The sequence below is a fragment of the Actinoplanes sp. NPDC049802 genome (assembly GCF_040656595.1).
Classification (GTDB): Bacteria; Actinomycetota; Actinomycetes; order Mycobacteriales; family Micromonosporaceae; genus Actinoplanes.
In genome coordinates, this window is record NZ_JBFAMR010000002.1 from 96,232 (window position 1) to 118,734 (window position 22,503).

Here is a 22,503-nt window from a genome sequence, read left to right on the forward strand (position 1 = left end):
ACGCCGCCGGCGGGCTGGACCGGTCCCGTCCACTGTGGTCAAGGTGGGACGCATGCGGCTACTTCTGGGTAACGCGTTCGACGGGCTGTTCCGGTCCTTCGAACGGACGGCGTTCCACCTGGAGGTGCGGGACGTCTACCACACCCGGGAGGAGGCGGCGCCGTTCCAGCGGTTCCTCGACGGCGAGCCGGACGACCTGGTCTGGCAGCGGCCGTGGCTGGAACTGGTCCGCGAGGTCACCGACGGGGGCCGCAGCGTCCGCCGGCTGCGGGTGATCCCGGTGCCGCACCTGGACTACACGCGGTGGCTGCTGAGCATCTCCGGCTTCAACGTCGAGGCGGGCGAGGACATCCGCTGGCTTCCCCGTCCCGACGCGGCCGGGCTGGCGGTCACCGACGACGACTTCTGGCTGTTCGACGACCGCCGGGTGGTGTTCACCCTGTTCGGGCCGGACGGCGGGTTCGCCGGCGGCGCGCTCACCGAGGATCCGGCGATCGTCCGGCAGTGCACGCGGACCCGGGCGGCCCTGTGGGCCGCCGGAATCCCGCACGAGGACTACGTCAAAGGTTGACCTCGACCCGTATCGGCCGGCCGGCCTCGTCGCGGCGCGGCAGGCTGGCCGGGTCGGGCAGGTCGAGCAGGTCGTTCTCCGGGGCGGCGATCAGGCCGTTGCGGTGCGCGATCAGCCGGCCCGCCTCGACCAGGTCGTCGAGCATCGCGGCGAGCCGGGCCGCGCCCGCCCGGTTGCCGTTCCAGCCGAACAACCTCCCGGCCGCGGCCAGCAGGTCCTCCCCCTCGACCAGGCCCGCGTCGAGGACCAGGTACTCCAGGGCGAGCTGGATCTCGGCGTCGGCGACCTGGTCGGGTTTGCGGTTGACCCCGTCGGCGGGGACCCGCACGGTCGGGATCGGCGCGTCCGGGGCGGTCACGAAGACGCCGTCGAATCCGGCGCGGGAGTCGCGTACGGCGGTTTCGATGGCCGCCTTTACCTGCTGGGTGAGTCGGGTGATGCCCCAGCCCTCGCGGATCCGCCGGGTCAGGGTGGTCAGGTGCACGGGCCCTTCCACGTCGGCGATCCGCTCGACGGTGGCGATCAGCAGCCGCCGGGCGACGGCGTCGTCGACCCGGGCGGTGGCCGGCAGCGGCTCGACCCCGGCCCGCTCGTAGGGCAGCGCCCACTCGGGCCGCTGCGCCGGGCGGGAGGTCAGCGTCTCGTCCAGTGGTTCGGCGAAGACGTCCGGGGTGGCCAGGGCGTTCTCGACGGCTGTCCGGAGGCGGGCCTGCTCGGTCTCCCGGTCGTGGTACCAGGCGACCGACCAGATCCGGTGCAGATGCCAGCCGAGGCCGTGCAGCACCTGGTCGTGCAGGCGGTCGCGGTCCCGGGCGGCCGGGGACGACTGGTAGGCGGGGCCGTCGCAGCGGACTCCGAGGGCGTACGACTCGCGGTCGTCGTCGGGGTGGCGCACGCCGAGCTCGATCCGGCAGCGGCCCGCGCCGACCCGTACGTGCACCGGGTAGCCCCAGTTCTCCAGGGTCTCCCGGATCGAGTCCTCGATCGGGGCCGTGTCCTGCCCGGTGGCCGCCGGCCCGCCGCGCTCGGCGTAGTCGAGGTAGGCGGCCAGCTGCCGTTCCCCCTCGGCGGCGGGTTCCTCGCGGTCCACCACCCCGATCGCCGACACCACCTCCACCCGCTGCCGGGCCCGGGTGACGGCGACGGCGAGGCGGCGCGCGCCGGTGGGGCCGCCGGCCGCCTCCAGCCCGGCGCCGGTGGACAGGATGATCACGTCGCGTTCGTCGCCCTGTGCCGCGTCGGCGCCCTCGACCACGAAGTCGCCGAGGAAGCCCTCCAGATCGGGGCGGCCGGCCAGTTCGGCCTCGACGGCGTCGGCGATCTCGTCGGCGTGCGTGGCGGTGAGCGTGACGACGCCCAGTGACAGCGACGGCCGGGTGGTGAGGTGGTGCAGGACCCGTTCGGCGACCACGCGGGCCTCGGTCGTGCCGGCGGCCGGGTAGAGCCGGACACCGAGATCCTCGCCGGGCGGGTGCGCGCCCGGGAAGGTGTGCAACCGGTCCTGGTAGAAGGCCTGGTTGGCGAAGGCGATGAGGCTCTCGTGCCGGCTGCGGTAGTGCCAGGTGAGGCCGAGCCGGGTGAACGCGCCGCAGTCGTTCGCCACCACCAGCACCGACGGCTGGTCGCCGGCCGGTGGCAGCTGGGCGTCGTCGCCGACGATCACCAGCGAGGCGCCCCGGTACGCGCAGGCGACCGCCGCAGCCGGGGTCATCCGGGACGCCTCGTCGATCACCACGACGTCGAAGGACGCCTCCGCCGGCAGCAGCCGGCTCACCTCGGCGGGCGGCATGACCAGGCACGGTTTGAGGGCGGCGACCGTGTCCCAGGCGCCGGCGAGCAGCTCGCGTACCGGGAGGTGGCCGTCGTTCTTGAGGCCCTCGGCCCGGATCAGGGCGGCGCCGTCGCCGCCGGTGACGGCCGGGCGGCGTTCGTTGAGCGCCTCGATGACGGCGCTGGCCGCGTCGGTGAGCAGCTCGGCGTCGAGGCGGCGGAACGCGGCCGCCAGTTCGTCGCGCTCGACGGACCCGAGCGGCTGGAGGCGCTCGTCGGCGGCCAGGACGTGATCGGTCCACGCCCGGTACGCGCTGCGTTCCAGCACGTCGCCGAGCAGCCGGACGTCCACCGCGTGGTCGGCGCAGTAGTCGGCGGCCGTGTCCAGGCCGTGCTCGGCGAGGACCGCCCGGGCCGCCAGGTACTCGAACCACTCCTGCTGCCCGGTGTCGTCGTCGATCAGGTCGCGCAGCAGGTCACGGGCGGTCTCGTAGCGGTCCAGGGCGGTGCCGAGGCGCACCTGGCGGGCGGGGCCGAAGGCGTCCAGGATGCGCTGCCGGGCGGCCTGCCACGCCTCGATGGCCGGGGTCAGGTCGGGGGCCGGGCGGCCCGCGCTCAGCGCCTGGGCCTGCTCGCCGGTGAGCGCGGCGTCGGCGCCGGTGCGCAGCGTACGCGCGTGGGCCGTCCACTCGATGGCGTCCTCCAGGGCCCGCGGGTCGGTCTGCCGTCCCCGGTAGACCGGCCCGAGTGTGGTCTCGTACGACCGGGCGGCGGCGGCGAACGCGTTCTCGGCGTCGATCACGCCCTGCCGTACCTCGATGACCCCGGCCGCCTCGGCGACGTTGAGGTCCCGGCCGACGGTGTCGCCGAGCTGCCGCAGGACGGCGGCGGTGTCGCGCAGCGGCCCGACCTGGGCGCGCAGCCAGGCGACCGCCTCGTGCACCGGGCCGTGGCCGAGTTCGGGCCGCCCGGCCGGGTCGGGTTCCGGCCGCAGCGTGGCCCGCCAGTGCCGGAACACGTCGCGGGCCTCGGTGACGGCCCGGACCAGCTCCTCCTCCGGGTGGTTGGCGCAGACGTAGTCGACGACCGCGGGCAGCGCCTCCGGCGGGGTGACCCGCAGCACCTCGCCAGCGGTCTGCAGGGCCCGGCCGATCGCCCGGAAGTCGGTGTCCAGGCGCCGCCAGAACCGTCCGAGCAGGCCGGCGTTCTGCTTCTCGGCGGCGACCAGGCCCTGGTAGGCGCGCTGCCAGGCGACGGCCAGGCCGAGTTCGGCGACCGCCTCGTCGACGGGGACGTCCGGCCGCGTGAACCCGGCCACCGTCTCCTTGTCGCGGCGGTGCGGGGCGAGCAGTTTGCGGGCGCCGCGGTGCACGGTGGCGAACCGTTCGGCGAGTTCCTCGACCGGTTCGGTGAGGACCGCGTCGGTGAAGATCTCGTGGGCGGCGGCGCGGGCCGCGGCCACCGCGTCCACGTGCAGCCGCAGCGTGCCGGCGGCGTTGTGCACGGCGGACTGGGCGCCCGGGGCGAACCACGCCTTCTCCGGCTTGTCCGGGCGGCCGCCCAGTTCGGCGATCAGGTGCACCAGCTCGACGTCGGAGAAGGTGACCACGTCCGGCAGGCCGAGCCGGGTGGTGGCCCGGTCCAGGTTGCGCTGCTGGTGCTCCAGCTCGTCGGCGTCGGCGGCGAACCGGCCGGCCAGGGCTTTCGCCTCGGCGGCGGTGAGCGGCTCCAGGCGTACCGCGGGCGGGTCGAGGCGGGGCGGCTCGGGCAGCGTGTCCAGGTCCATCGGGGCGGCCAGGGTCTCCCAGCCGACGCCGGCCCGGTGCCGGACCGCCTCGGCGGCCCGGCGCGACACCTCCAGCCGCTGGACGAGTTCCTCGGCCGCCAGCCGGACCGGGCGCAGGCTGGTCGCCGTGAGCCACTGGTCGGCGACGCCGGGCGGGCGCTGCGCGGCGTGCTCGGCGATCTCCCCGAGGGTGGCCGCGTCGGTCGGCAGCCGCAGATGGAAGGCGGCGGCGATGGGCGCGTTCACAGCGGCGGTGGCGGCCAGGTTCTCCAGCGCGAGGTGGGCCTCCAGCAGGACCGGGCCGAGCGGTTCGCGTTCGGCGACCTCACGCCAGCGGAAGCCGCTGCGCTCGGTGGCCGGCCGCCAGGCGCGGGTGAGGCGGGCCGCGGCCGCACGGACCCGGTCCAGGGCGCCGTCGGTCAGGGCGGCGGCCTGCAGCGCCGGGGCCGGCGCCTCCGGCACACCGGCCAGCCGGGCGAATCGGCCGGCCACGTCGTGCAGGCTGCGGCCGAGCGGGTGGCGGATCTCGTTGACCGCTTCGGCGTACGCGTTGAGCCGCTCCCGCCGTTCCCGCAGCTCCTGGCGGGCCTCGTCGTCCATCCGGGTCCCGGGCAGCGGCACCGCCTCGAGGGCGGCGGCCAGGGCGGCCGCGACCTGCCGGCGGGAGGCGCGGTCGCCGTGCAGGTCGAGCAGGTAGTTGCCGAGTCCGGCGGCGGCCAGCCGGCGCTGGACGGTGTCGAGGGCGGACGCCTTCTCGGAGACGACCAGCACCCGCTTCCCGGCGTGGGCGAGGGCGCCGACCATGTTGGCGATGGTCTGCGACTTGCCGGTGCCGGGCGGGCCGTCGATCACGAAGCTGTGGCCCTCGCAGGCGGCGGCCACGCAGGCGCGCTGGGCGGCGTCGGCGTCCAGCACGAGCGGCACGTCGTCGGGCGGGGCGAGCACGTCGACCTCGTCCGGGGTGATCGGGTCGAAGGTGAAGGCGCCCTCGGTGCCGTCGGCGGCGGCCAGCGCCCGGACCACCGGGTGGGTGAGGACGCGGTCCTCGTTCTCCAGCAGGTCGCGGCGGATGGCCTCGGCGGCCGGGTCGAAGCGGGCCAGCACGGCCAGGTCGGCGGTTCGCCAGCCGGGTCGCCCGGCGCCGGCGGCGGCGACCCCGGTGACGAACGCCGCCACGTCCACGCCGGCCAGGTCGCCGATGTCGGGCAGGGTGACGCCGAGGCGGGCGAGCCGGGCCGCGAGGGCCGGGTTGACGAGCGGGTCGCCGCTGCCGGCGCGCAGCCGGGGCACCTCGCCGGGGCCGAGGGCGACGAGGTCGGCCGGGATCAGCAGCAGCGGGCTAGCGTACCCAGCGCCGTCGTCGTCCTGCCAGTGCAGCAGCCCGGCGGCCAGGTAGAGCACGTCCACGCCCCGGTCGGCCCGCTCGATCTGGGTGTGCCGGCGCAGCCTGCGCAGCAGCGGCCGCAGCACCCCGTCCGGCAGGTCGGTACGCAGTCCGCCGCCCTTCTTCGCCCCGGCGCCGGACAGCGCGCAGTCCCGGCCGCGGCGCAGCGCCTCGACGACACCCGCCGGGTTCGGGGAGATGATCTCCACCAGGTCGGCGCCGCCACGGGGCAGGTTGAGGAGCCGGTTCGTGCCGCCCGGTTCGACGAGCCCGTCCCGCCAGGCCGCGAGCGCCGCCCGGGCGTCCTCGCCCGGGGCGGGGAGTGCTTCATCATCATCCGGACGCATGTGCCCATTGCAGCAAGGCGGCCGCGGCCATGCTGGCGATTCGCCCGGTTAGCCGGAAACTCGACCCGGAATACTCGGACAAATCCCCCGCCGACCGCGGCCGCCGACGGAATCTCAAAGCCTGCGCTGAGCCACCAGGACCGCGTCCCGGACGGTGACCACGCGACCCTCCGGGTCCGTCGCCGTCCGGGGCCGGGCCTCGGCGGTGAGCACCTTCCACTCCTGCGGATCGAGCCCGGCGGCGATCTCCTCGGCGGTGAACAGCATGTCCGGGAAGTGATGCCGGATGAAGGTCGCCAGGTCGGACGGGTGGTGGCCGACCACCAGAAGGGTGCCGCCCGGCGCCACCGACGCGGCCAGCCGGGCGTACAGCTCCCGGCGCTCCTCCGGCGGCAGATGCATGAACTGCGCGGACACCAGGTCGTACGCCTCGCCGGGCTCGTCCGAGCGCAGATCGGCGTGCCGGAACGTGACCCGCTCGGCCACCCCGGCGCCGGCCGCGTGCCCGGCCGCCCGCTCCAGCGCCACCGTCGAGATGTCCACGGCGGTCACCTGCCAGCCCCGCTCGGCCAGCCACACCGTGTCCGCCCCTTCGCCGCAGCCGACGTCCAGGGCGCGGCCCGGTGTGAGCCCGGACGCCTCGGCGACCAGCTGCGGGTTGGGCCGCCCGCTCCAGATCGCGTCCCTGCCCCGGTACCGCTGCTCCCAGGCCTCCTCGGTGAACATCGTGGTGACCCGGTCCCGGTAGGCGGCCACCGCCCGCCGGGTGTCGTCGGCGATCAGATCCATGTTGATCGCCGCGGCGGCGGTCTGCCCGGCCGCCGCTGCCACCACGACGGTCGCGCCCAGGTTCGTCACGTTGCCGGCCACCCACACGCCGGGCTCCCGGGTCGCCCCGGTCTCGTCCGCCGGGATCCGGCTGCCCAGCACGAACCCGTGCATCTCGAACGGCTCCGCTTCCAGACCCAGCGACTCCAGCACCCCGGACCGGGCGGTGAACCGTGGTCCGGCCACCACCGCGTCCACCGCGACCACCTCGCCGGACGCCAGCCGCACCCCGGTCAGCCGGTCCCCGGACACCTGCACGCCCGCCACCTCGCCGGCCACCACCGGGATGCCCCGGGCGGCCAGCTCCTCGGCCCGCCCGGCGTCCGGCGCCGGCTGACCGTTGAGCAGGATCAGCACGTGCGGGCTGATCTGCCGCCACATCTGCGCCTGCAACAGACTCAGCGGCCCGCTCGCCAGCACACCGATCCGGTGGTCGCGCAACTCCCAGCCATGGCAGTACGGGCAGTGCGCCACGTCCCGCCCCCAGCGCCCGGCCAGCCCCTCGATCTCCGGCAGCTCGTCGACCAGCCCCGTGGTGACCAGCAGGCGCCGCCCGCGAACCACCCGGCCGTCGTCGACCGCCACCCGGAACCCGTCGCCGTCGCGGACCGCCGACTCGGCGCGGCCGGTCAGCAGCTCGGCGCCGTAGCCGGCCACCTCGGCCCGGCCCACGGCCAGCAACTCGGCCGGGGGCATCCCGTCGCGGCCCAGGTAGTTGTGCATGTGCGCGGCCGGGGCGTTCCGCGGCTCCCCGCTGTCGATCACCAGCACGGACCGCCGGGACCGGGCCAGGGCCAGGGCCCCGCTCAGTCCGGCCGCGCCGCCGCCGATCACCACGACGTCGTACGTCTGCTCCTCCACGGCGTACTCCTCTCTCGCCTCTCCCGCTCACCGTGCCCAACGCTCCCGCAGGACGGCAACTAATGTTGCTGTTATGGCAAAAGACCTGGAGTCCGCGCTCGCCGCCGTCGGGCCCCGGCTGCGTGAGCTGCGCCAGCGGCGGGAGATCACCCTCACCCAGCTGGCCGAGACCACCGGCATCTCGGTGAGCACCCTGTCCCGCCTCGAGTCGGGCAGCCGCCGCCCCACGCTGGAGCTGCTGCTGCCGCTCGCCGAGGCGTACCAGGTGTCCCTCGACGAGCTGGTGGACGCGCCGGAGACCGGTGACCCACGGGTCCGGGCCCGGCCGATCCAGCGGGGCGGGCGCACGTACATCCCGCTCAGCCGCAGGCCGGGCGGGATGCAGGCCTTCAAGCAGATCCTGCCGCCCGAGGCGGGGGCGTGCGGGGTGGAACAGCAGACCCACGAGGGTTACGAGTGGCTCTACGTGCTCTCCGGCCGGGTCCGGCTGCTGCTCGGCGAGCACGATCTGCTGCTCACCCCGGGCGAAGCCGCCGAATTCGACACCCGGCTGCCGCACGCCGTCCTCAACCCGGGGCCGGAGCCGGCCGAGGTGCTCCACATCTTCGGCCCGCAGGGCGAGCGGGTACACGTGCGCGCCCGCCCGGCCCGCACCCCGGGAGACGACACCGCGCGGTGAGCGAGGGCACGGGCCCGCCCGGCCCGCACCCCGGGAGACGACACCGCGCGGTGAGCGAGGGCACGGGCCCGCCGCTCAGGGGACGACGCCGCGCAGTGAGCCACCCGACCGGTAGGCGGCCAGGTTCTCGCCGAGCAGGGCGGACGCGCCCTCCGGACGGCCGCCGGCGGCATGCGGCGTGATGATCACGTCGGGCTCGTCCCACAGCCCCGACGTCACCGGCAACGGCTCCTCGGCGAAGACGTCGAGGGCGGCCCCGCCGAGGCGCCCGGCCCGGATCGCGGCGAGCAGCGCCTGCTCGTCCAGAGTGGCGCCGCGGCCCACGTTCACCACCCAGGCGTGGGCGGGCAGCCGGTCCAGGATCGTGGCGTCCAGCACGCCGGCCGTCTCCGGGGTGGCCGGCAGGATGTTGATCAGCAGATCGGTCTCCGGCAGCAGACCCGGCAGCTCGGCGTCGGTGACCACCGGGAAGCCGTGCCGCTCGCCGGCATGGCGGGCCACCCCGGTCACTCTCGCCCCCAGGGCGGCGAGCAGCGGCGCCAGGGTGGCGGCGATCCCGCCGAAACCCCAGATCACCACGCCGGCGTCGCGCAGGGTCCGGAAGGCGCCCGGCTCGTCCACCGGTTGCAGGCCGCCCCACTCACCCGCCCAGCGGCGCCCGATCTGCGCGCGGACCAGCCGGTTGAGCCGGCGCGCGGCGGCCAGGACCAGGCCCAGCGTGTGCTCCGCGACGGTACGGTCGTGCAACCCCAGCCCCGCCGTGACCACCACGTCCGCGGCGAACCCGGACGCCAGCACCGCGTCCGGCCCGGCGGCGAGCGTCTGCACCCAGCGGACCTCCTTGAGCCGCTGCGCCGCGTCGGACAGGTTCTCCGGCGTGTTGCCCCACACCACCAGCACCTCGGCGTCGGTGTGTTCGTCCGGTACCGGACAGCGGACGTCGTAGACGGCGGTGGTCACGCCATCGGGCAGTTCCGGGTCGAGGGGGATGGTGTCGGGCAGCAGAACCTTCATGGCGGTCAGCTTGCCAGCTCAGCCCCGCAGCTCGTAGAGGGCGACGGTGGCCCACCTGGGCCGCCAGAGACCGACCCGCCGGTAGTCCGCGGCGAGCAGCCCGCGCAGTTCCGGCCGGGCCTTCACCGGGTCGTCCACGCTGTTCCCGGCGACCAGCCAGATCCGCCCGGCGCCGTCCACCCGCGAGCCGGCGTCCGGGTACTCCTCGGCGGTCAGCCGGCCGGTCCGCTCCGACGGCACCCGGACCAGCGGGTCGGCCGGGACCACCGGCTGCCGGGCCAGGTAGTGGTTCACGCCGGCTCGCAACGCCCGGTTCCGCGCCTGATAGACGACCACGTCACCGGGCTGCGCCGCCCCGCCCACGATCTTCGAGATGGCCCGGTAGTCGGGCCCGTTCTTGGCGGTGGGCGTACGGACCGCCCGCTGCCCGGGCACGGCCACCGCGGCGAGCATCAGCAGCACGGTCACCACCCGCAGCACGGTGAACCGGGGCCAGCCGTCCCGTCCCCCGGTCAGCCCGACCGCCGCCAGGATCGCCAGCGGGGCGAGCACCACCAGCAGGTAGCGGGGCACCCACATGGGAGAGATGAGGACCGACACCGCGCCCAGGACGGCCAACGGGCCGAACGCGAGCAGCGCGACCGGGACCAGGCGGCGCAGCGGCCGCCAGGAGACCAGCACCACCATGCCGATCAGGAACCAGGCCACCTCCCGGGAGCCGACGATCCCGGCCGGCATGCCGCCGACCGCTTGTGGCGTGATCGGCTTCACCCAGTACAACTGGTCGTCCTGCTGATGCACGCCCAGCCAGGCGACCGGGGCGAGTGGCAGCAGCGCGGCCAGCACCGTGCCGCCCCAGACCAGCGCCCGGCGGCCGCGCAGCCCGCCGCCCTGGATGTGGACCAGGGCGGCGTGCGCCAGCAGGGTGGTCAGGGCGGCCAGATGGAAGAGACCCAGCAGAAACACGCTCAGGCCGTAGGCCACCCATCGGTACGCGCCGCCGCGCCGGATCGCCTCGAACAGCAGGAGCAGGGCGAGGACCGAGAAGAAACAGGCGAAGGCGTACGGCCGGGCCTCGGCGGCGTACCGGGAGGTGTTCGGCACGATGCACAGGATCAGGCCGGCGACCAGCCCGGCCAGCGGGGTGAACAGACGCCGCCCCAACTCGGCGGCGACCGCCACACTGCCCGCCATGGCGACGATCGAGGGCAGTCGCAGCGCCATCTCGGAGGTGCCGGCCACCCCGGTCCACCAGTGCAGCAGCAGGTAGTAGGCACCGAAGACGGCGTCGATGTTCGGCACGGTGGCGAGGATCTGCGGCACCGAGCGGGAGGCCATCTCGGCGGAGGTGACCTCGTCCCAGCTGAGTGTGGGCCGCCCGGCATGGATCAGCGCGATGCCGAGGATCAGCGCCCCTGGCACCGCGGACGGCAGGATCCGCAGCAGCCGTGGGGCGATCCGCGGCCGGCGGACCCCGGGGCGCTGCTCCTCGGCATCGGTCACCGGGCGCGCCCGGGCCGCCTCCGGCTCGGACACGCTCGTTCTCGTCGTGGTCGGTGTCTCGGTCAACCTGTCACCCCCGCAGGTGTCGCGGACCTTGGACGGTTTGGAACACGCTGAGCACGGCCGGGCGGATCACCTCAGCGCCCTTCTGAGCCGCGGGTCACGTGCTTTCCCGACCGTGCACGCGAATAACCCTTCGGGCGCCATCACCGTACGATGATGGCGCGAATACGGGAAGTGCCCGGCGATGAAAAACGGCCGCGGCTGGGAACGCCGCGGCCGTCCGGGTGACACGTGGAGATCAGCTGCCGACCGGGCCGCCGTCCGGGCGCCAGGTCACCACGACGCCGGGCTTGGCGAAGTCGCCGTCCGGCCAGACCGACGCCGGCTTGTCGATCGACGCGCCGGTGATCTCACCGGGGTGCTGGACCGCCACGAACACCGAGCGGTCGTCGGAGGTGATGAAGGGACCGCAGGTCTCGGCGCCCTTCGGCACGGTGAGGAACTGTCGCAGGTGGCCCCGTTCCTTGCCCTCGATCGGGGTGGCGAACAGGCCGTCGTTGCTGCCCAGCGCGTTGCCGTCGGTCGAGATCCAGAGGTTGCCGGCGCTGTCGAAGGCGACGTTGTCCGGGCAGGAGATCGGGGACACCGCGGCCTTGTCGTACCCGCCGAAGTAGGTGTCGGCGGCGGCCGGGTCACCGCAGACGATCGGCAGCTGCCAGGTGAAGCCGGTGCCGGTGTGGTCGCCGCGGTCCTCGGTGATCTCGAAGATGTGGCCGTGCTTGTTGGCGTTGCGCGGGTTGGCCTCGTCCGCCTTGGCGTTGGTGCCGGTGCCCCGGTTGCTGTTGTTGGTCATCGCCGCGTAGATCTTGCCGGTGCGCGGGCTGGGCTGCACGTCCTCGGGACGGTCCATCTTGGTGGCGCCGACCGCGTCGCCCGCCAGGCGGGTGAAGGTCAGCACGTCGGCGGCGGTCATGCCGGGCACGAACGAGGTGTTGCCGGAGACCAGCTTGATCCACTCGCCCTTGCCGTCGAACTTCCCGTCGGCCGGCAGCTTGCCGGTGCCGTCGATCTCGGCCGGGTCGCTGTCCCCGGTCACCTTGGCGACGTAGAGGGTGCCCGACTCCAGCAGGGTCAGGTTGTGCTTGCGTGCCCACGGCGAGTCGCTGTCGATGTACTTCTTGTCCGAGACGAACTTGTACAGGTAGTCGAACCGCTCGTCGTCACCCATGTACGCGACGACCTTGCCGTTGCGGGCCACGATGACGTTGGCGCCCTCGTGCTTGAAGCGGCCCATGGCGGTGTGCTTGCGCGGGCGGCCCTCCGGGTCGAACGGGTCGACCTCGACGATCCAGCCGAAGCGGTTCGCCTCGTTCGGGTTGAGTGCCAGGTCGAAACGGTCCTGGGCCCGGTCCCACTTGCGGCTGCCGCTCGGGTAACGGGCGGTGGTGCTGATGCCGTACCGGTTGAGCTTGGGTTTGACGTCGGCCGCCACCGCGTCGCCGCCGACGAAGTACTGGTTGAAGTTCTCCTCGCCGGAGAGCACGGTGCCCCACGGGGTGACGCCGCCGGCGCAGTTGTTCAGCGTACCGATGACGATCTTGCCGGTGGGGTCGGCGGTGGTCCTGACGAGCGCCGAGCCGGCCACCGGGCCGGTCAGCTTGAACTCGGTCTCGAGGGCCGTGATCCGGCGGTTGTAGCGCAGGCGGCGGCTCTTGGCCGGCTTCCACCGGCCGCTGCGGCCGACCCGCTCGATCTCGACGACGGACAGGCCGTGTGCCGCGATGGCGACCTTCAGCTGCTCGACGGTGAGGGCGTCCATGCCGGTGAAGCCACGGAACATCAGGTCCTCGTTGGTGTACTCGTGGTTCACCACGAGCAGCGCCCGGTCGCGCTCGCCGGGGATCGGGATCACGCCGACGAAGTCGTTGTTGTAGCCGAACTGCTTGGACTGCGCGGCCGCGGTCTGGTTGTCCACATCGAACGCGGGCGCGCCCGGCTCGACCGGGTCGCCCCAGCGGATGACGACGGCGCTCCGGTAGCCGTCCGGGATGGTGACCGCGTCGAGGGTGTTCGGCGCGACCGGCTGGAAGGTCAGCTTGCCGGCCTTGGTGTGACGGCCGCCGCCGGGCAGTGTCTCCGGCACCGGCACGGTCTGCGCCGGGGCGGCCGCGGCCGGGCCGGCGGCGGCGAGCGCGGTGCCGCCGAAGCCGAGCACCATCGCCCCGACAGCGCCGGCCCGGACCACACCGCGGCGGCTCATCTCGGCGTTGACGACGTCCCCGAGGTAGGGGTTGGCCGACTCGTTCGGCACGGGGTGGTCACACGCGTTGCCACATCGGTACAGACAGGTCATCGCGTCGCGACTACCACCGCTGTGTCCCAGCAGCGGAAGCAGGCGGCGACTGAAGTCTGGCATCGGTTCTGTTCTCCTCGGTCTCACGTCACCGTGCTCGGTGACGGGCTGCCCGGACGCTAAGAAGCCCAGATGTACGGCGACCACCCCGCAGTGGTGCCGCCCGGGTGAACGCGGCATGAACGTCCGTCGTGTCGACCGTCCTTCGTGGATGCCGGCGGGGCCGCGCCGGGTGCCGGGGAGTGGGAACGGGAGCGGGCGGTGAGTCTGGTCGAGACCGCGCGCTGCCGCTCGGCGAGAGTCTTCGGTGCTCAGGCTGGTTAACGCTAACAAGATCGCACCCTAACGCTTGCAGCGCTGCAAAACCACTACCTCGGAAGCCTTGACAGCCCTGTCGATGTTTGCGTACACATTGCGGAGCCCCTATATCGGAAACACTTCCGAAACCGTTGCGATCCGCACCGGAGGACACCTCATGCCCCGAATCCCCAAACGCCTCGTGGGCGCGACCGCACTGCTGGTCTCGCTCCCGCTCGCGGTCGCCCCGCCCGTCGCCGCCGTAGCGGTCGAACCGGACTACACCATCACCGTGAACCCGGACGCGACCGGCGCGGCCATCCCCGATTCCATGTACGGCGTCTTCTTCGAGGACATCAACTACGCGGCCGACGGCGGCCTCTACGCCGAACTGGTCCGCAACCGCTCGTTCGAGTTCAACAGCACCGACGCGTCCGGCTTCAACGGGCTGACGGCGTGGACGGTCAGCGGCTCGGCCGTGGTGACCGACGACGGCCAGCGGCTCAACGAACGCAACCGCAACTACCTGACGGTGACCGGTGCGGCCGGGCTCACCAACGCCGGCTACAACACCGGGCTCGCGGTCGCACGCTCGGAGCACTACAACTTCTCGGTCTGGGCCCGGGCGGGCGCCGCGACCTCGCTCGAGGTCTCGCTGGTCACCGCGGACGGCACCGCGCTGTCCGCGCCGCTGACCGTCGCCGTCACCGGTGACACCTGGAAGAAGTACACCGGAACGCTGCGGGCCACCGCGACCAGCGACGTGGCCCGGCTGTCGGTCAAGACCTCCGGCAGCGCGCGGCTCGACGAGATCTCCCTGTTCCCGCGCGACACCTACAAGGGACGCGCCAACGGTCTGCGAAAGGACCTGGCGGAGAAGATCGAGGCGCTGCGGCCGGGCTTCGTCCGCTTCCCGGGCGGCTGCCTCGTCAACACCGGCAGCATGTACCAGTACACCGCCGCCAACAACTACCCGCGCGCCCGGTCCTACCAGTGGAAGGACACCGTCGGGCCGGTCGAGACGCGGGCCACCAACAAGAACTTCTGGGGCTACAACGCCACCTACGGCCTCGGCTACTACGAGTACTTCCAGTTCTCGGAGGACATCGGCGCCATGCCGCTGCCGGTGCTGCCGGCCCTGGTCACCGGCTGCGGCCAGAACCGGGCCACGGTGGACGAGGCGCTGCTCCAGCAGTACATCCAGGACGCGCTCGACCTGATCGAGTTCGCCAACGGTGCGACCACCACCACCTGGGGCAAGCTGCGCGCCGACATGGGCCACCCGAAGCCGTTCGGCCTCACCACGCTCGGCGTCGGCAACGAGGAGAACCTGCCCGAGGAGTACTGGGCGAACTTCCTCAAGTTCGAGTCCGCCATCAAGGCGAAGTACCCGGACGTCACCGTGGTCAGCAACTCCGGCCCGGACGACCAGGGTTCGACGTTCGAGAACCTGTGGGCCAAGAACAAGGCGCACGGCTCGGACATGGTCGACGAGCACTACTACAACAGCCCGTCGTGGTTCCTGCAGAACAACAAACGCTATGACGCGTACGACCGGAGCGGCCCCAAGGTCTTCCTGGGCGAATACGCCTCGCTGGACGCCAAGCTGTACAACTCACTGGCCGAGGCCGCCTACATGACCGGCCTGGAGCGCAACGCCGACGTGGTGAAGATGGCGTCGTACGCGCCGCTGCTCGCCAACATCGACAACGTGCAGTGGAAGCCGGACATGATCTGGTTCGACAACGACGAGTCGTGGGGCTCCACCAGCTACCAGGTGCAGAAGCTTTTCATGAACAACGTCGGCGACCGGGTCGTCCCGACCACCACGACCGGCGCCGTGGCCCAGCCCAAGCCGATCACCGGTGCGGTCGGGCTCTCCACCTGGCGTACCGCCGCGGTCTACGACGACGTCAAGGTCACCAAGCCGGACGGCACCGTGCTGTTCAGCGACGACTTCGGCGACGGCGACGCGGACGGCTGGAGCCCGGTGACCAACCGTGGCAGCTGGGCGGTGACCGACGGGGCCTACACCCAGACCGACACGGCGTCCGAGGACACCATGGTCAAGGCGGCCACCATCAGCGAGACCGACTACGACTACACGCTGAAGGCCACCAAGACCGCCGGCGCCGAGGGCTTCCTGGTCGCGTTCGGCATCCAGCAGACCGGCCAGTTCTACTGGTGGAACCTGGGCGGCTGGAACAACACCCAGGGCGCCGTCGAGAAGGGCGTCACCAGCGCCAAGGAGCAGATCCTCACCAAGCCCAACACGGTGACGACCGGCCGCACCTACGACCTCAAGATCCAGGTCCGGGGTACGAAGGTGACGCTGTTCCTGGACGGCGTGGAGTGGGGCGGCTTCGACGACGACAAGGTGAGCGAGCCGTTCGCCCAGGTCGTCACGGAGGACACCGAGAAGGGCGAACTGATCGTCAAGGTCGTCAACGCGCAGGACACCCCGGCCGTCACCCGCATCGACCTGGGCGGGCGCAAGGTGGCCCGGACCGCGAAGCACACCGTGATCACCGGTGACCCGGGCGAGCAGAACACCCGCTCGGCCGAGCCGATCCTGCCGGTCACCAGCACCGTCAGCGGGATCGCCTCGACGTTCACCCGTGAGTTCCCGGCGAACTCGGTCACCTTCCTCCGGATCAAGACGCGATAAGGACGCAGACATGACGTTCGCACTGAATCGCCGTACCGTGCTGCGGGGTTCTCTCGGGGTGGCCGGCGCCGGCACTCTCGGAGCGCTCGCCGCGAGTGGCGCGGAAGGCGCCCCGCAGCCCGGACCGCTGCCCGACGATGCCGTAATCCATGGAGTGCCCACCATCGACCCCCTGATCAGCCAGCGCGCCGACCCCTGGATCACCAAGCCGGTCGGCGGCATGTACTACTTCACCGGCTCGGTCCCGGAGTACGACCGCCTGGTCGTGCGCGGCGCGAGCACCATCGCCGGACTGGCCGACGCCGAGGAGTCGGTCATCTGGCGCCGCCCCACCAGCGGAAAGATGGGCGGCCACATCTGGGCGCCGGAGCTGCACCGCATCGGCGGGAAGTGGTACATCTACTTCGCCGCCGGGGACGCCGGCGAGGTGTTCCGGATCCGGACGTACGTGATGGAGTCCGCGCTCGACGACCCGCGCGACCCGGCCGGCTGGACCCTCAAGGGGCAACTGGTCACCGAGTGGGACGGCTTCACCCTGGACGCCACCAGCTTCACCCACCGGGGGAGGCAGTACCTGGTGTGGGCCCAGAGCGAGCCGGAGATCGCGGTCAACACCAGCCTGTACATCGCGGAGATGGCGAACCCGTGGACCTTCAAGTCCAAGCCGACCCGGATCACCACGCCCACCCGGAGCTGGGAGATCATCGGCTACCGGGTCAACGAGGGCCCGGCCGTGCTGATCCGCGACGGGAAGGTCTTCATCACCTTCTCGGCCAGCGCCACCGACGCCAACTACTGCATGGGGCTGCTCACCGCGTCCGCTTCGGATGATCTCTTGAAGAGGGCGAGCTGGACCAAGCACCCGGACCCGATCTTCGTCTCCAACGAGGAGACCTCCCGTTTCGGGCCCGGCCACAACTCGTTCACGGTGGCCGAGGACGGGAAGACCGACGTGCTGGTCTACCACGCCCGCGACTACAAGCAGATCGTCGGCGACCCGCTGTACGACCCCAACCGGCACACCCGGGTGCAGAAGCTCTACTGGCACGAGGACGGGACGCCGATGTTCGGCATCCCGGTCGGGTCGGGCGGGCCGATCGTGCGCCTGTCGCCGTCCGACGCGCCCCGCTCGTTCGTCAAGCACGAGGGCGACGTGATCCGGGCCGCGCACGCGCCGCATGAGCTGGAGCTGACCCAGTTCCGGTTCGTGGCCGGGGCGGACGGCAGCGAGACGATCCAGTCGGTCGACCAGCCCACGAAGTTCCTCGTGGTCAGCGGTACGGCCGTGTCGCTGGGGACCACCGGCACGCCGGTGACCCGGATCGCCGCGAAGGGTGGCGTGACCATCCGGGTCGCGGCCGGACAGTACCTGCGGCACAGGGACGGTCAGATCACGGTCGCCACGAAGGCCACGGTCTTCAAGCTCAGCTAGTCCACGGTTCACGGAGGGGGTCCGCCCCCTCCGTGATCTATGGCTCAAAAACAGGACTTTCAGATACCTCTTTAGTACGGTCGGCACGTGCGACTGAACCGCTCCACCGACATCGGTCTGCGCGTCCTGATGCTCGCCGCCGCGCGGCCGGAGGCCCTGCTCACCGTCGACGTGCTGGCCGGCTCGGTGGCGGTCCCCCGCAGCCACCTCGCCAAGGTGGTGCAGCGGCTGCACCACCTCGGTCTGCTGGACACCGTGCGCGGCCGCAACGGCGGCGTCCGGCTCGCCACCGGCGCCGCCGGTACCTCCATCGGCGGGCTGGTCCGCGAGCTCGAAGGCGAGACCGAGGTCGTCGACTGCGACGGCGAGCCGGGCTGCCCGCTCCGCGGCGGCTGCCGGCTGCGGGGTGCGCTGCGCGTCGCACAGGAGGCGTTCTACGCCTCGCTCGACCCCATCACGATCGGCGACCTGGCCGCTCCCCCGGTCCGGCAGGTCCTGCTGACCCTGGGGTCCGTTTCATGAGGGATGGCTGGGGCTGCGGCGTGGCCCAGCCGCCGTCTGGACCTCGCCTCGCTCCTGCCCCCTCATGAAACAGACCCCAGGCCGATCACCCGAGTAGAGGAGGCCCCTCATGCTGTCCGCAACCAGCACCCCGGTCATCGAGGCGACGCTGCCGGTCGTCGGCGAGCACCTCGAAGCCATCGCGTCCGTCTTCTACGAGACGATGATCGGGGACCACCCGGAGCTGCTGAACCTGTTCAGCCGCAGCGCACAGGCCACCGGCGAGCAGCGCAGCGCGCTCTCCGGAGCCGTCGCCGCGTACGCCGCGCACCTCATCGGCGCCGGACCGGCCGGGGTCGCGTTCGAGCACGTCGTCGACCGGATCGCCCACCGGCACTGCGCCCTCGGCATCCGCCCGGAGCAGTACACGATGGTCGGCCGCTACCTGCTGCGCGCCGTCGGCACGGTGCTCGGCGACGCCGTCACACCGGAGATCGCCGCCGCGTGGGACGAGGTGTACTGGCTGTTCGCCGCCCAGCTGATCGGCCGGGAGGCCCGCCTCTACGCCCAGGCCGGCGTCGACGGCGCCGACCCGTGGCGGTCCTACGCGGTCGCCAACAAGATCGACGAGGCGCACGACACCGTCTCGTTCGTGCTGGTCCCCGCCGATCTGAAAGCCGTCCCCGACTACCACCCGGGGCAGTACGTGACGATCGCCGCCGACCTGCCCGGCGCCGGCCGCCAACTGCGGCAGTACTCGCTGTCCCAGGCGCCCACCGGCGGCACCCTGCGGATCACCGTGCGGCGCGTCCGCGGCCGCGGCGGCGCCCCCGACGGCGTGGTGTCGGCGTTCCTGCACGACCAGGTGGACATCGGCGACCGGCTGCGGGTCAGCCAGCCGTACGGCGACCTCGTCCTGCGCCCCGCCGACACTCCGCTGCTGCTGGTCAGCGCCGGAGTCGGGGTCACCCCGATGGCGGCCATCCTGGAGCACACCGCGCGCACCCGGCCGACCCGGGAGGTGACGGTCGTGCACGCCGACCGCGACCCCGGGCGGCACCCGCTGCGCGGCGACATGCTCAGCAACGGCGCCCGGCTGCGGTCGTTCCACGAGATCCTCTGGTACGAGCAGGGCGGTCACCCCGGCGCGCACACCGGCCTGATCGACACCGACCTGATCCCCGTCCAGCCCGGCACCGACGTGTATCTGTGCGGCCCGGCGCCGTTCATGCAGACCGTCCGGGCCGGACTGCACCGGCGGGGCGTCGCCGACGAGCGGATCCGCTACGAGGTGTTCGGCTCCGAGCAGTGGCGCGCGGCGCCGGTCGCCGCCTGAACTCAAGTGCGCCGCCGGCGGGCCGATATGCGGGGCGTGCTCACCGTCGAAGCCCCTCAGATCAGCGCCCCGCCGGCGCCCGGCCCCCGGGACCGTGCCGTGGACGCCTCCGGCCTGGCCTATCTGCAGATCGACCGGGCCGGAGTGATCCGCGACTGGAACCGGGCCGCCGAGCGGCTCTTCGGCTGGACCCGCGACGAGATCGTCGGGCAGCGCCTGACCGAGACCATCATTCCGCCGGCGTTGCGCTCGGCACACAGCGCCGGGTTCGCCCGCCGGCTGGTCAACGGTGACAGCGACGGCCTCGGCCATGCGGTCGAGGTCCCGGCGCTGCACCGCGACGGCGCGGAACTGCGCCTGTCGATGACCGTCGACTCGCTCGGCGACGACGGGTTCTTCGCGTTCATCACCGACCAGACCGACGTGCACCGGGCACAACAGGAACTCCAGCGCAGCAACACCCTGATCACCGCGATCCTGCAGCACACCACCGCGATGATCTCGGCGAAGGACCTGGCCGGGCGCTACCTGTTCGTCAACGGCGAATACGAGCGGGTGTTCCAGGTGACCGCCGCCGACATGGTCGGCCGGGTCGAGGCCGACCTGGTGTCCGCGTCGGTGGCCGCGGTCGGGCGCGCCCACGACGAGGAGGTCGCCTCCACCGGCTCGGCGACGACCGTCCGCGAGGAGATCCCGTTCGGTGACGACATCCGCCAGTACGTGGTGACCCGGGTGCCGCTGACCGACCCGGACGGCTCCGTCTACGGCGTCTGCAACATCGCCATCGACGACACCGAACGGCGGCGCAGCGAGGACGCCATCGCCGCCGGCGAGCAGCGCTTCTGGAACACCGTCAACAACGCGCCCGGCATGCTCTACCAGTTCCGGGTGGAACCGACCGGGGAGGCGTCGTTCACCTTCGTCTCCGAAGGCTGCCGCGAGATCTACGGCATGGACGCGGCCGAGGTCATCGCGTCGTCGACCCAGATCACCGGCCTGATCGTCGAGGAGGACCGCGCGTCCTTCGTGGAGAGCATCACACTGTCGGCGCAAACCCTGGAACCGTGGGTCTGGCGCGGCAGCATCACCCGGCGCGACGGATCCCGGCGCTGGCTGTACGGCACCTCCCGCCCGCACCGGGAGGCCGACGGCGCCACCGTCTGGGACGGGATGCTGCTCGACCGCACCCGCGAACAGCACACCGAACACGACCTGGAGGCCGTCCGCACCGACCTGGAAGACCTCGTCGGACGGCTCGCCGTACTGTCACTCACCACGGCCGCCGAGCCCACCCCGGCCGCCGCCCTGACATCGCTGATCGTCCCCGCCGACCGGGCGGCGCTCACCGGCCTGTGGCTGCGGGCGCTGCGCGGCGAACGAGCCGACGCGCTGCTCACCGGCACCGGCGGCCGCCTGCTGGTCCGGCTGCGCCCGCACGGCCGCGAGATCACCGTCTCCTGCTTCCCGCTGAGCGGCCCGTCGTGACCGCGCCACGCACGCCCCGCAAACTCGGCGAGATCGGCATCCCGATGACCCCGCTCCCGGCGGGCACCACGGTCGCCGGCATCGAGGCCGCCCTCGCCGCGAACCACCTCGCCCCCGGCGTGATCGTCGCCTCCCCGTACGGGCACCGCCTGGTCAGCCGGGCGATGCTCGACCGGTGGCGGCGCGCGGCCACCGGCCCGCCGCCCGGCGAGTCCCCGTCACCAGACGGTCCACTGGAGCCCGTCGAGGTTCTGGAGCTGCCCGCCGGCACCGACATCGACGTCGCCGCCGAAGCCGCCCTGACCCGGCCGGCCGCCGACCGGGAGGAACCGGTGCTGGTCAGCTGGCCCGACGGCCGGTACGGCATCGCGCCGATCGTCGACCTGCTCGCCGCCATGGCCGGCCGGTTCGCGCGGCTGTCACGCACCGACCAGCTCACCGGGCTGCCCAACCGGGCCACCGTCCAGGCCGAGGGGCAGCGCCGCCTCGACGCCGGCGAACTGGTCGCCGTCATCCACCTCGGACTGGACCGGTTCCAGGACGCCAACGACGTGCTCGGCCACCACGGCGCCGACACCCTGCTGCACCGGGTCGCCACCGCGCTGGGCGCCGCCCGTGGACCCGGCAACCTGGCCGCCCGGCTCGACGGCGACCAGTTCGTGGTGCTGCTGTCCGACCTGCCGCCCGGGCAGACCACACAGACCGTGAGCCGTCGCCTGGCCGCCGGCATCCGCGGGCCGCACCCGGTCGACGGACTGCCGATCAGCGTCGAGGCAAGCATCGGCATCAGCCACGCCGACCACCACGACGTCACCGTCCTGATGCGCCGGGCCGCGGCCGCCATGCGCCGCGCCAAACACGAGCGCACCGGCGTCGTCGAATGGACGCCGGCTCTCGACACCAACCAGCGGGTCGACCTGCGGCAGCTCACCGAACTACGGACCGGGCTGCGCTCCGGCAACCTGCGGCTGCACTACCAGCCGCTGCACGACGCCACCACCCGGCGCATGCACGGCGCCGAGGCGCTGGTCCGCTGGCAGCACCCGCAACGCGGCCTGCTGCCGCCGGGCGTCTTCCTGCCCGACGCGGAACGCTCCGACGTCATCCTGGAACTGACCGACTGGGTCCTCGCCGAAGCGCTCCAGCAGGCGGCGACCTGGCAGGCGGCCGGTCTGCACCTGCCGGTGTCGGTCAACCTGCCGGCCGCCTACCTGGCCCAGGACCGGGCCGTGCCGACCATCCTCACCCTGCTCGACCTGCAACGGGTGCCGGCCACCATGCTGACCGTGGAGATCACCGAGACCGCGGTGCTGACCCGCCCGGAACAGGTGGCGTCCCAGCTCGCCGCGCTGCGCGCCCGCGGCATCCGGGTGGCCGTCGACGACTTCGGCACCGGCTACACGTCACTCGGGCTGCTTCCCCGGCTGCCCATCGACGAGCTGAAAATCGACCGGTCCTTCGTGATGCGGATGCACGACTCCCCCGCCCACGCCACGATCATCGACTCGGTGATCGCCATCGCCAAGGCCCTCGGCCTCACCGTCGTCGCCGAGGGCGTCGAGGACGAGCCCACCGCCACCGACCTGGCCGTCGCCGGCGTCGACCTGCTCCAGGGTTTCGGCCTGAACCGTCCCCACCCTCCCGACCTGATCCCCACCCTCCCCGGATTGCCCGCCCTGGTGTGA

The 22,503-nt window shown here is 72.8% G+C and carries 13 protein-coding genes; 8 read left to right on the forward strand and 5 right to left on the reverse strand.

What is annotated here, in order from left to right; genetic code table 11:
• The first annotated feature begins 52 nt into the window (after positions 1–52).
• The gene (locus tag AB0I88_RS01915) at positions 53–571 is read left to right on the forward strand and encodes a DUF6879 family protein (protein ID WP_361017266.1); all 519 of its coding nucleotides are present in this window, start codon (positions 53–55) and stop codon (positions 569–571) included.
• Here the strand turns inward: AB0I88_RS01915 and AB0I88_RS01920 are convergent.
• Both AB0I88_RS01920 and AB0I88_RS01925 read right to left on the reverse strand, forming a co-directional pair.
• Complete coding sequence (locus tag AB0I88_RS01920) at positions 561–5,858, reverse strand: DUF3320 domain-containing protein (protein WP_361017268.1); 5,298 nt, start codon at positions 5,856–5,858, stop codon at positions 561–563. The genes AB0I88_RS01915 and AB0I88_RS01920 overlap by 11 nt on opposite strands.
• Positions 5,859–5,972: 114 nt before the next feature.
• Entirely contained in the window at positions 5,973–7,547 is a 1,575-nt protein-coding gene (locus AB0I88_RS01925; RefSeq protein ID WP_361017269.1) for a bifunctional NAD(P)/FAD-dependent oxidoreductase/class I SAM-dependent methyltransferase, read from the reverse strand.
• 73 nt (positions 7,548–7,620) lie between these two features.
• Here AB0I88_RS01925 and AB0I88_RS01930 point away from each other — a divergent pair, with 73 nt between their 5' ends.
• Positions 7,621–8,226, forward strand: coding sequence for an XRE family transcriptional regulator (locus AB0I88_RS01930; RefSeq protein WP_361017270.1), 606 nt, complete (start codon positions 7,621–7,623; stop codon positions 8,224–8,226).
• A gap of 75 nt (positions 8,227–8,301) precedes the next feature.
• On the opposite strand, the gene AB0I88_RS01935 is transcribed toward AB0I88_RS01930, so the two are convergent.
• From AB0I88_RS01935 to AB0I88_RS01945, 3 genes are all read right to left on the reverse strand, one after another.
• Complete coding sequence (locus AB0I88_RS01935) at positions 8,302–9,240, reverse strand: phosphoglycerate dehydrogenase (protein WP_361017272.1); 939 nt, start codon at positions 9,238–9,240, stop codon at positions 8,302–8,304.
• A gap of 18 nt (positions 9,241–9,258) precedes the next feature.
• Complete coding sequence (locus AB0I88_RS01940; protein ID WP_361017273.1) at positions 9,259–10,809, reverse strand: glycosyltransferase family 39 protein; 1,551 nt, start codon at positions 10,807–10,809, stop codon at positions 9,259–9,261.
• Positions 10,810–11,044: 235 nt separating this feature from the next.
• Entirely contained in the window at positions 11,045–13,162 is a 2,118-nt protein-coding gene (locus AB0I88_RS01945) for a PhoX family phosphatase (protein WP_361017275.1), read from the reverse strand.
• A 412-nt stretch (positions 13,163–13,574) separates the two neighbouring features.
• Here AB0I88_RS01945 and AB0I88_RS01950 point away from each other — a divergent pair, with 412 nt between their 5' ends.
• From AB0I88_RS01950 to AB0I88_RS01975, 6 genes are all read left to right on the forward strand, one after another.
• On the forward strand, positions 13,575–16,064 hold the full coding sequence (locus AB0I88_RS01950; protein WP_361017277.1) for an alpha-L-arabinofuranosidase C-terminal domain-containing protein: 2,490 nt from the start codon (positions 13,575–13,577) through the stop codon (positions 16,062–16,064).
• 10 nt (positions 16,065–16,074) lie between these two features.
• On the forward strand, positions 16,075–17,496 hold the full coding sequence (locus tag AB0I88_RS01955) for a family 43 glycosylhydrolase (RefSeq protein ID WP_361017279.1): 1,422 nt from the start codon (positions 16,075–16,077) through the stop codon (positions 17,494–17,496).
• A gap of 87 nt (positions 17,497–17,583) precedes the next feature.
• Entirely contained in the window at positions 17,584–18,018 is a 435-nt protein-coding gene (locus tag AB0I88_RS01960; protein WP_361017280.1) for an Rrf2 family transcriptional regulator, read from the forward strand.
• 109 nt (positions 18,019–18,127) lie between these two features.
• A complete protein-coding gene (locus AB0I88_RS01965) occupies positions 18,128–19,333 on the forward strand; it encodes a globin domain-containing protein (RefSeq protein ID WP_361017282.1) in 1,206 nt (401 codons plus the stop codon).
• Positions 19,334–19,369: 36 nt separating this feature from the next.
• Positions 19,370–20,818: a PAS domain S-box protein gene (locus tag AB0I88_RS01970; RefSeq protein WP_361017283.1), complete on the forward strand. Its 1,449-nt coding sequence runs from the start codon at positions 19,370–19,372 to the stop codon at positions 20,816–20,818.
• Positions 20,815–22,503: a bifunctional diguanylate cyclase/phosphodiesterase gene (locus tag AB0I88_RS01975; RefSeq protein ID WP_361017285.1), complete on the forward strand. Its 1,689-nt coding sequence runs from the start codon at positions 20,815–20,817 to the stop codon at positions 22,501–22,503. Before AB0I88_RS01970 ends, AB0I88_RS01975 begins: the two co-directional genes overlap by 4 nt.